The 10,724-nt window shown below is 29.8% G+C and carries 8 protein-coding genes and 1 pseudogene; 6 read left to right on the top strand and 3 right to left on the bottom strand.

The features are described from left to right. Together RH98_RS15725 and RH98_RS02365 are read left to right on the top strand one after the other, a co-directional pair. Positions 1 to 451 (top strand): annotated as a pseudogene (locus RH98_RS15725) (hypothetical protein); the annotation flags it as partial. 29 nt (positions 452 to 480) lie between these two features. Next, the gene (locus tag RH98_RS02365; protein ID WP_010250090.1) at positions 481 to 1,713 is read left to right on the top strand and encodes a phage tail-like protein; all 1,233 of its coding nucleotides are present in this window, start codon (positions 481 to 483) and stop codon (positions 1,711 to 1,713) included. Positions 1,714 to 2,082: 369 nt separating this feature from the next. Here RH98_RS02365 and RH98_RS02360 read toward each other — a convergent pair whose 3' ends face one another. Beyond that, the gene (locus RH98_RS02360) at positions 2,083 to 2,385 is read right to left on the bottom strand and encodes a hypothetical protein (RefSeq protein ID WP_010250089.1); all 303 of its coding nucleotides are present in this window, start codon (positions 2,383 to 2,385) and stop codon (positions 2,083 to 2,085) included. 518 nt (positions 2,386 to 2,903) lie between these two features. Between RH98_RS02360 and RH98_RS02355 the strand changes: the two genes are divergently transcribed. The 4 genes from RH98_RS02355 to RH98_RS02340 all read left to right on the top strand — a co-directional run bounded on the left by RH98_RS02355 (position 2,904) and on the right by RH98_RS02340 (position 8,397). Continuing rightward, positions 2,904 to 3,644, top strand: coding sequence for a sensor histidine kinase (locus tag RH98_RS02355; RefSeq protein WP_010250087.1), 741 nt, complete (start codon positions 2,904 to 2,906; stop codon positions 3,642 to 3,644). Continuing rightward, entirely contained in the window at positions 3,610 to 4,320 is a 711-nt protein-coding gene (locus tag RH98_RS02350; RefSeq protein ID WP_010250085.1) for a LytR/AlgR family response regulator transcription factor, read from the top strand. The genes RH98_RS02355 and RH98_RS02350 overlap by 35 nt, the downstream gene beginning before the upstream one ends. 115 nt (positions 4,321 to 4,435) lie before the next feature. Then, positions 4,436 to 6,703: a cation:proton antiporter gene (locus RH98_RS02345; protein ID WP_010250083.1), complete on the top strand. Its 2,268-nt coding sequence runs from the start codon at positions 4,436 to 4,438 to the stop codon at positions 6,701 to 6,703. A gap of 197 nt (positions 6,704 to 6,900) precedes the next feature. Beyond that, the gene (locus RH98_RS02340; protein ID WP_010250081.1) at positions 6,901 to 8,397 is read left to right on the top strand and encodes a hypothetical protein; all 1,497 of its coding nucleotides are present in this window, start codon (positions 6,901 to 6,903) and stop codon (positions 8,395 to 8,397) included. Position 8,398: 1 nt separating this feature from the next. On the opposite strand, the gene RH98_RS02335 is transcribed toward RH98_RS02340, so the two are convergent. Together RH98_RS02335 and RH98_RS02330 are read right to left on the bottom strand one after the other, a co-directional pair. After that, complete coding sequence (locus RH98_RS02335; protein ID WP_010250079.1) at positions 8,399 to 8,812, bottom strand: EamA family transporter; 414 nt, start codon at positions 8,810 to 8,812, stop codon at positions 8,399 to 8,401. Positions 8,813 to 9,579: 767 nt separating this feature from the next. Continuing rightward, on the bottom strand, positions 9,580 to 10,527 hold the full coding sequence (locus RH98_RS02330; protein ID WP_026038690.1) for a metallophosphoesterase: 948 nt from the start codon (positions 10,525 to 10,527) through the stop codon (positions 9,580 to 9,582). Positions 10,528 to 10,724: the final 197 nt, after the last annotated feature.

Raw genomic sequence — 10,724 nt, 5'->3', positions numbered from 1 at the left:
CGATATTTCTCAAAATGTTATTAATGAAATAACTAATAATCCTACAGTTATTGAGAAAATTAAAGAAGTAACTACTGTTAAAGTTGTAGAAGGAAATGGCGATGCTCCAACTGGAGAAGTAGTTGGTGGTCAAACGGTTTACAAAGGAATTGTAGGGATTGAAGTGAAAGATCCTACAGGATATAAATATGATTCTAAACCAACAAAAGCTATTACTGTGACACCTTCTGCATTTAATGAAAAGGGAGAATGGAAACCAACTGGTGAAAAATTCTCTAGACTATTAAGTGTAAAAGTATTAACTAAAGGTGGTCAGTTAATAATTGATTCAGCTACAGATGTTACAGAAGTTGGAGATGGTTTTGATTTTTATTTTGGTGTAGGAAATCTATATACTCCTATTGCTGACGGTGAATATGACTTAATATTTGAATATACAGCTAAAAAATAATTTTAGTTGTCTAATTTAAAAAATTAACTATGAAAAAGTATTTAATTATAAGTACTGCCTTATTGGGAGTGTCCTTTCTAGGACACGCCCAAGTAGGTATCGGTACGAAGAAACCCATTGAATCAGCACAGTTACATATTGTCGCTGAGAATAAAGGGGTACTTTTACCTAAAGTTGCATTGCAGAGTTTAAATAATTTTAAACCTGTCAATGGTGATGGAGGAGTGAGCATTGGTCTTGTTATATTTAATACAACAATTAACAAAACTGAGAAATTAAGTGAAGGGTATTACTACTGGAATGGTTTAAGATGGAATAAACTAATTGATTCTGTAGAATTATCACAATTAATTCCTACTCTACCTGAGACTGATCCATCTGGAGAAGGGGCTGGTAATGGTCGTTTTGTTATCTTCAATAAGAAAGAAAATAAGTTTTATATTGCTTATAAAGATGAGAACGGTAAGGATGTTACGGAAGCAATTGATATGCAGCCTGTAGTACGCTCCGCTGAGTCAAAGACTTCAATTTCACGAAGAGTAGATACAAAAACTATTGGTAGTTATGTGTTATCTACTACAGAACCAGTATTAAAAGAAGGTGCAATTGTTTATAAATACAGTGCTGAAGATGATGAAGATGGTAATCCTGTAAATTATTATATCAATATGTCATCTGACATCTACAATGCAATAGAAAACAACAAAGAGGTAAAGGAAATCATTAACAATACTGTAAATCAGTATATGAGTAAAGGGGGTAACGTATATTTTGGTACAATCCCTGGCAAAGAAATAAATGGTGAAGTTCTTTACAGAAAAGAAGTAGATGATAAAGGTAATGAAACTATCAAAGTTATTGATATTGCTGAAAGTATTCTAAATATTTTTAATGATAACTCTAGTAAAATCGTTCAAGAGATTAAAAATCAGTTAGGATATAATGTTACCACTGCCGTTGTAAGTACAGGAAATAAATTTGAAGGGAAACAAATTATGACTTTCAAAGGAACTGTAAAAATCAATAATCTTGATGCTGAAACTGGAGGTGTACTTATTCCTGGTGATTATCAAACCAAAATTGACAAAGTTTATGCTATTAAATTGTTTGATCCAAAGGGTAATGCATTAAATGTAGCAACAACTGATGTTGATGTAGTAAATGGTGTTATAGAGTTTAGTTTAGGTTCTGGAAATTATTACACTACTTTACCTGCTGGAAATTACAGTGCGGTAATTGAGTTTACTGCTAATAAAGAGTAATTTTCTTTTTTATTATAAATATCGAAAAGGTTGGTTTTTTTAAATCAACCTTTTTTTATGGCTTTTAAAATTTGTAATGTTACAAGGATAGAACAGTAGTACTGTGTTTACTGCTTAAAGCTCTTATTAAGATTAGGTATATGGAGAATATGTTTTTCATATTCTTATTTATGCTAATATTAAAGTTATCAGCTTAGTTATTTTTATAAATGGCCTTTTTGTAGGTCAGAAGGATAATCTGTAATTTGAGAATTAAGATTTAATTCCTTTATTTTAAAACTTAATGTGTTTGATTTTGTGCCAAACTATGTGAGTAGAATAGTTTGGTTTTATTAAGAGAATTGTTGTTTGAGGTTTGGAAAGCAATTCTTAAATAATTGAAATATTAGTTGTTAATTCTGAGTTTTGAAGACCTAATAATTCTTTGAGTAAATAGAGGTTTTTTTTGCATTCAGATTTCTTTAAATCTGTACGTTTATTTAAGGATTTGCTTTGTGCATCGACTATTACTTTGATCTCTTCATTTTTGTATTTATTTAAATCTTCTTCATTTATTTGAAATAATCTTTTTAGTTGGTGTATTTCCTCAAGATGTTCATAAGAAATATAATTGTCTCCCATTTGAATTAATCTTTTCAAATCACAATAGAACGTAAGTAATTCATGTTTCATACTTGTAATGTTGTGTATTTCATTGTTTTCTAGAGTTGCATGAAATCCAAGTGTTGTTATATTATCAGACGTAAGATAATTAATAAGATTTTGGAGTGAATGATTGTAGTTTTTTACTGAAAGGAGTTGTAAAAAAATACTCTTTCAATTGCGTGCTAAATTGTTTCATAAATGATAAAATATTGTGTTATTATATAAATCAAATATAATAAAAGTTAAAATAATTACAATATTGTTTTATGTTTAAGTAATTAGGTGGTTTATTTTTATTAATTCAGGTGTTGTGTTATTTAATGTTTAATTAATTGTTATGTACTCTCATTAAAGTATTTGTATATTATCAAATATCAAAGAAAATACTATTGTCATTCTATGTCTTTTATGTTTTTTTGTATAAATAACAAATGAATTGTTGATATTTACCGCTAGAACATTATATAATTGTAAATAATTGATTATCAAAATATCTTAGAGTATAATTATTTCTTTTTACCTTCGCTATTAAAATAAGATTAAATATGGAGGTAATTCTTGTAATTATTATAGTTATATTACTTTTAATCATTGGTTTTTTGGCTTATTTATTAATTCAATATAATAAGCAAAGGGTGTTGTTTGAGCAAGAAAAACATCTGTTTGATTCTAAGCTAAGGTATTTAAAATTAGAGTCTTTAGAATCAAAATTAGATCCTCATTTATTCAAGAATATTTTAAACTCAATTCAGTCTCATGCTTACCAAACCTATTACGCATTAGATAAAATGGCAGGTGTGCTAGATTATATTTTATACGATAGCCAGCGTAAGTTAGTTAGTTTAGAAGAAGAGCATAAATTTGCTATGCGATTAATAGATATTAATAAGATAAAACTTAATCCTTTGTTTCGCTTAGATATTCGAAGTAATATACCTGAAGAAGAACTGTTATATCACGAAGATTTAGTTGCTCCTCTTATTTGTGTTGAGTTAATCGAGAATGCATTTAAACATGCTGATATTGCTAGTGCTGATGCATTTATATCTATTTTATTTAAAATTAAAAAAGGGACTTTCGATTTAGTAGTGACTAATAAAAAGTCTAATAAAAAGCCCTTGTCTAAAGAAAGAGGAGGATATGGATTAAAAGCACTTTCGCAAAGACTAAAACTGATTTATGGACCTTGCTATAAATTGGAAAAGTTAGAAGATGACCAAGTTTATTCCATGCATCTAAAAATTAATTTAAATGAATTTAAAAGTAAAATGCATACTCTTAGATGATGAGTTACTCGGTCTAAGATATTTACAGATGCTATGCGAGCAAATTCCAGAAATAGTAGTGGTAAAGGTTTTTAATGATCCTACGGTATTTATTGAAGAATCTTCACAGCTAGATTACGATGTAGCTATACTTGATATTAATATGCCTAGTCTAGATGGGTTAAGTGTTGCCCAATTAATAGGAGATAAAGGTGTGATTTTTGTTACAGCCTACAAGGAATATGCATTAGAAGCTTTTGAGATTGATGCAATAGACTATATTGCCAAACCTATTAAGAAAGAACGTCTTCAGAAAGCTGCACAAAAGGCATTGAGATTATTAAAACCTACAGAAAGTAATGATTTCATTACAATAAATTCTAATAAAGGTAAGGCTATATTGCATTTCTCTGATATTCTATATATCAGCACAAATGAGGACGATAGTAGAGATAAAAATATTATCTTAGAGAATAATCAGATTCTTATTGCTAAGAATATGTCATTAGACAAGTTTGTTGAAGTTCTTCCATCTAGTCGCTTTTGTAGAATAAATAAGAGAGAAATAATTGCCCTTAGGATTGTTAAGTTTTTTAGTCATGATCAGATTACTACTTCTATTAAAATGAGTGATGGTAAAGCATTAGAACTTACAATTGGTGCGACATTTAAGATGGAGTTTCTGGATCGAATATGATTTCGTTACAGAATATTCTTATTTCATTACACATAACCTTTAATTTGTAACAGCAGCGCTTTGACTTTCTTATAATATAGTGATGTTTGCACTAGAATTATAAAAAAAAGTTAGTATGTCAAAGTATAGGAACAGTATGTTATACATAAGTATCATTGGAGGATGTTCTGCACTTATGTATTGGGTAGTATCAAAGGGAATTAAGCTTGAGTCAAATGTTGTAAAGGTGAATTCAGGCAATTCTTCTTGGGGAGATTTCTTAATTACTTTAGAGAACAATTTAAAACACCCATTAGCTTTATTACTTGCTCAGATAGTTACAATCGTTTTAGTAGCACGGATATTTGGATGGATATGCAAGAAAATCGGCCAACCAGCAGTAATTGGTGAAATAATAGCTGGGATTGCCTTAGGTCCATCCTTTTTAGGTATGTACCTGCCGGAGATTTCTGCTTCTTTATTTCCCGAGTATTCCTTAGGGAATTTAAGCTTCTTAAGTCAAATAGGATTAATATTATTCATGTTTGTGATAGGAATGGAGTTAGACCTCAAGGTTTTAAAGAATAAAGCCCATGATGCTGTTTTAATTAGTCATGCGAGTATTATTATTCCTTTTGCATTAGGGATGACACTGGCATATTATATTTTCACTTCTTTTGCACCCGAAGGTGTCGAATTCTTGTCTTTTGGACTTTTTCTTGGAATATCGATGAGTATTACGGCTTTTCCAGTATTAGCAAGAATAGTGCAAGAAAGAGGATTACAAAAAACGCGATTAGGTACCATCGTTATTACATGTGCAGCGGCTGATGATATCACAGCATGGTGCTTATTAGCGGCTGTGATTGCAATAGTGCAAGCTGGTAGTTTTGTAAGTTCCCTTTATATTATTACGATGGCTATTATCTATGTTATTGTAATGATGAAATTAGTACGTCCTTTTTTAGCTCGTATTGCTAAGTATCAAACTACAAGTAAGTTATTTTCAAAAGGCACAGTTGCTATTTTCCTATTGACATTAATTATTTCTTCTTACTGTACAGAAGTTATTGGGATTCATGCATTATTTGGTGCATTTATGACAGGAGCTGTTATGCCAGATAATATGAAAATTAGAGATATTTTCATAGAGAAAGTTGAAGACGTAGCAGTTATATTATTTTTACCACTTTTTTTCGTATATACGGGTTTGAGGACAGAAATAGGGTTACTAAATGAACCTTACCTGTGGAAAATAACAGGTTTTATAATTTTGGTAGCAACTGTTGGTAAATTCGTAGGGAGTGCCATTACTGCTAAGTTTGTCGGTATTTCTTGGAAAGATAGTCTTGCTATAGGGGCATTGATGAACACTAGAGGATTGATGGAGCTAATTGTATTAAATATTGGTTTTGATTTAGGAGTACTGACGGGAGAGGTCTTTGCAATGATGGTAATTATGGCTTTAGCTACTACTTTCATGACAGGTCCATTATTAGATCTTATTAAAAAAATATTTGGTCCTTTAGGAGAAGAAAAAACTACAGAAGTTGTGGTAACTACTAATAAATATCAAGTATCACTTTTTTTTGAGAATAAAATGAGTCTGCAACCTTTGTTAAAAATTGCAGCTAGTTTTGTAGGTCGTGATAATAGAGATGTTAGTATTACAGCAATGCACTTAGCCGATAGTGAGGAAATTACTGCGTATAATGCACAAGAATATGAAGAGGATATTTTTGAGGCAGTTGAAGTAGAATCTTCTGCATTAGATCAAGAAGTGCAGACTTATTATAAAGTGTCTAATGATATTGAAGGTGATTTAATTTACACTGTCAATGAGGAATTATGTGATCTATTTTTAATAGAGATGGGGTACTCTATTTATAGAGGTTCACTGTTAGGTAATATCTTGGGATTTACAACTAGAATAATAAATCCTGATGTTTTATTAAATAAAATGACAGGCAAAGAGAAGATATTTGAAAACTCTTGGTTTAATGCACGTACCCAACAAATATTGAATAAAGCGAAAGTGCCTGTAGGAATTTTTGTGAATAAGGATTTTAGTAAAATTGATCATATTTTCCTTCCAATATTTTCAAAATCAGACCTTAAGTTACTTAACTATGCACAAAAGTGGATTAGAAATAGCGGTTCGCAGGTTTCAATATTAGATGCTACTGGTGAATTAGAGCATCATACCGAATTTAAGGAGCAGTTAAGGTTAATAGAGCAATATCGTCCTAATCATATACGTATAATTAGTAATAAAACAATTACAAAAGAATTTATTGAAGAATTTGATTTTATGTTAGTTGGACTAGATAGTTGGGATAAATTAATAGAAACGAGAAGTACTTGGTTAAACAATTCGCCTTCAATGTTAATTATAAAACCATAGTAGATAATGTTGACTAACTAGAAGCTACTCATTTAAGTTATCCATTTTTATTATTTATATTTATTAAGGAGTTATTCGTTTTTGAGTAACTCCTTTTTTGTATTAAACGTTTTGCATAGCTGTAATATTTGATTATTTCTAGGCTGTTTAATTGTTAATTATTTAATATCTTCATAGATTAAATAGATAGAATAAAAATGATTGATATCAAAACTCGTTTACGTGATTTTTTTTCAGTAGAGATGAAAGTTGGCTTTCTAGTGGATGATGTGGAAAAAGAAAGTGATTTTGAAATTAACACTTGGATTTTTATTCCCAATAGTATTGATATTAACGCATCTACCTATTCAAAAGTTCAGTTTTACTCTGATGTAAAATCAAAAGTTCGCTTTATTACGCCAGTATACTTATTAAGTGAATTGGTAGATAGGGGAGCAGTTCCTTATAATAATTTAAGAGCAGCTATGCTTGAGTTATTTAAAGGACAAGACGCCGATAAAAAAGAAAAAGCACTTTACGAATATGAGTTTCAGTTAAAAATGTTTATGGCCATTTTCCGAAGCGCTATGCGTAACTGCATTCATAGTATTAAAGTAAGTAAAGTAGATGATTTGCCAGAATTGGTTAAACAATATATTAACGATCTTACTACAATTAGAAATAAGTTTAGAGAACTACGTAATATTATTCAATATAGGCAAGAGGGTGATGAAGTTTACAATTATTTTAATTTTAGTGATGAGTATCTTGCATATGCAACTCTGAATCATACTTTTGGATTATTATCATTTTTAGAAAAGCAAAATATATCTTCTTATGATGTCTTATCAACTGAATTAAAAAAACTGATTCTAGACGAGAAGGTTTATATGAATGAGCATAATTATGTAGATTTAAATCAGAATGAAACAATAGGCAATCAGCATGTTGCTTATCGACATGTCATGTTAAATAAATATATTGAGTCTGATCTAGCATTGAAATCGACTAAGAAAAGAGATGGAGATGGTGTTTTGGTTCAACAGATATATTATAGTCTAGCTGCAGGTTTATCTATGATTTTTGCTACTATCATTGCTTTTTCATTTCAGCAACGTTATGGTAATTTTACTATGCCCTTATTTGTAGCGTTAGTCATTAGTTATATGCTGAAAGACAGAATTAAAGAATTAATGCGTTTTTATTTTGCAGGTAAGATAGGAGGTAAGTATTTTGATCACAAAACTGATATAAGTATTAAAGATCAGAAAATAGGATGGATAAAAGAAAGTATCGATTTTATTACAGATGATAAGGTTCCTGATGAAGTTTTGACAATGCGTAATCGCTCTGCTTTATTAGAAGTTGAGAATAAAATACACAATGAAAAGATAATTCTTTATCGCAAAAAAGTTAGACTGGAGAATACAAAGGCAATGAAAGAAAGTACATACTCATTTGAGGGGATTAATGATATTTTGAGATTTAATCTTACTCGTATTACACAGCGTATGGATAATCCTTTAGTACCCGCTTATGTTTTATCTGAGAATACTTTAGATGGTAAACCTATAGAGATTTTTGTAGATAAAGTTTATTATCTGAACTTTATTCTTCAAATTAAATACAAGAATAATTTAGAATATAAGCGATTTAGACTAGTATGTCAACGATCTGGTATTCAAAAAATAGAAGAATTGCCTATTGATGAATAAATTATAGTATTAAGACCATTGCACCAGAGAAAATTAATAGACCACCAACAATAGTTTTAGCATCCATTGGTTCTTTTAAAAATATAAAAGAAAGTATCATAACAAACACGATACTTAGCTTATCAATAGGAGCCACTTTTGATACGTCACCAGTTTCTAATGCTTTAAAGTAAAATATCCACGAGAGACCTGTAGCTATACCTGATGCTATTAAGAATAATAGATTTTGTTTGCTAAGGTCTTTTATTTCTTTTAATTGACCAGAGAAGAGTACAATAAACCAAGCAAGAAATAGTACAACTGTTGTTCTAACAGCTGTAGCTAAATTACCACTAACGCCTTTTACTCCTACTTTAGATAGTATCGCTGTTAAGGCAGCAAATATTGCTGATAGAAAGGCGTAATATTTCCACATGATAATCTATGATTAATTGATAAAGTAAATATATTATTTTGTATAACATCTTAATCTAATTAATGAAAGATTATCTTTTGAGTTTTATATCAATAATCTAGTCTCTCATCACGTAGAAGAGTACATGCTTAAAAATTCATCTCGATGAATGAAGTATCTCATGCAAGATGCCATTGGGGACCTCTTAGTATTAAGCTATTATTTAAACTTATTTTGTAAATAATTTGCCTTAAGTCATATTTGAATATTATAATAAATACGTTACTAATAATCCTTAGAACAGGATTACTATATAAAATTATAATACTTATTTACCTATTGGTTAAACAATGTCCATTAATGACTTTTTTTTACCATTTTCGGAATAGTGGTTTTATTAAAAAACCTTGATTGTATAAGGCTTGTAGAGCAATTTTAACAGTTGATAAACAAATTTGTTCGGGAAGTGTTCTAGAAGTATACATGCGAGCATTGCAAAATAGGGATATTCCCAAACAACACTGCTATAGTGCCCGAAAAGCGCTGAAACAAGATCTAAATGGAATTTTAAAAAACTGGAAAAGTAGGGGAATAAGATTGACTTATTTACAGTCAATTTAGAATAAAAAACACACTTTGATTTGTGTATTTGTATTACAACGTTTGAGCTAGAATGCTGATTAACAATGCAAAATTACGATTTATTTCGGTACATTTATAATATTTAGAAGAGTAAAAATAAAAAAAGGGAGTCTCCAAATAGTGACTTATGAAGCTCCCTTTTATATTTATCTTATAAAATTAATCATTTTAGAATTTAATTGTTGTTCTCCTTGATAGCGATAGCAGGTAAGGTTTCCTTCTTTTGCTACACTGAAGTCAAGACAACACGCATTATCTGTTAAGATTTTTGGTTTTTCATTAAGACCAAATTTTAGCCAATAATGTCCAAAAAATACAGGTTTGTCAGCTTTTCTATAGAATGTGATATCTTTAACATCCACCGGTGTATTAGGTAAATCTCTTATTGGTAAAGCACTTAATGATTTATAAGTTGTTTCACCAGTCGGTTCTTCCCACCACTTAATTCTAAATTCGTTGCGCAAAATACCATCTTTATCAATAAATGTTTCGTTATTTGGTAATGCGATTTCCTTACCTTTTAAAACAATTTCAATTGCATTTTGAAGTTCCGTTCCCTCTGTATTTGCTTCTTCTAATAAATCTTTATCAAGATGATAATCTTTTAATCTTGAGTTTAAATACTCAATACTTTTATAATCCCAGCATGCATGTACTACTCTGAATGAGTCATTCTCAAAAAACAAAGGAAGTGATTTAAACCATTCTATATACATTTTATATAAATTAGGTTTCTGCATAAATGCTGCCATCGTTACGGCATGTTGATTAAAGTTCTTTTTAGTATGAGGTCTTAAGTATTCACCATTAGAAGCTATTGTATTATAGCAAATAGCATTATATTCATGATTTCCCATTAGAGCAATAGCTTCATGGTTATCGACCATTCTTTTTACGATATCTAGTACTTCGACTACGTTAACTCCTCTATCTATAAAGTCTCCTAAAAAAAGTACTTTTCGTTCAGGATGTTGGAAGTAGTTATTCTTAAGGGTATAGCCCAAGGCTAAAAGTAGTTTTTTTAAATCATTGCTATGTCCATGTATATCACCAATAATGTCAAAATTGGTAAAGTTCTTAGGAATGTTATTAATCATGGTGTTTGTCTAAATTTATTATCCTTCTAAAATACGTTTTTTTTATTTATTTTGGGAATATTATAATGATAAAATGTGAATATTTTTAAACTAATTAAATAATAGTCCTTAAAATATGTTAGGGAAAAAAATGGGGGTAGAATAGATATAAAAAAAGAAGGTCAATGCGAATGCATTGACCTTCTTATAAGTTT

Source organism: Myroides injenensis M09-0166 (assembly GCF_000246945.1).
Taxonomy (GTDB): Bacteria; Bacteroidota; Bacteroidia; order Flavobacteriales; family Flavobacteriaceae; genus Flavobacterium; species Flavobacterium injenense.
This window is presented reverse-complemented; position numbering and strand designations above follow the sequence as displayed.

What these genes read in the sequence shown, in the direction of transcription:
- RH98_RS02365 (WP_010250090.1), top strand. Translation starts at nt 481, where the DNA reads ATGAAAAAGTATTTAATTATAAGTACTGCCTTATTGGGAGTGTCCTTT.
- RH98_RS02360 (WP_010250089.1), bottom strand. Translation starts at nt 2,385, where the DNA reads ATGAAACATGAATTACTTACGTTCTATTGTGATTTGAAAAGATTAATT.
- RH98_RS02355 (WP_010250087.1), top strand. Translation starts at nt 2,904, where the DNA reads ATGGAGGTAATTCTTGTAATTATTATAGTTATATTACTTTTAATCATT.
- RH98_RS02350 (WP_010250085.1), top strand. Translation starts at nt 3,610, where the DNA reads ATGAATTTAAAAGTAAAATGCATACTCTTAGATGATGAGTTACTCGGT.
- RH98_RS02345 (WP_010250083.1), top strand. Translation starts at nt 4,436, where the DNA reads ATGTCAAAGTATAGGAACAGTATGTTATACATAAGTATCATTGGAGGA.
- RH98_RS02340 (WP_010250081.1), top strand. Translation starts at nt 6,901, where the DNA reads ATGATTGATATCAAAACTCGTTTACGTGATTTTTTTTCAGTAGAGATG.
- RH98_RS02335 (WP_010250079.1), bottom strand. Translation starts at nt 8,812, where the DNA reads ATGTGGAAATATTACGCCTTTCTATCAGCAATATTTGCTGCCTTAACA.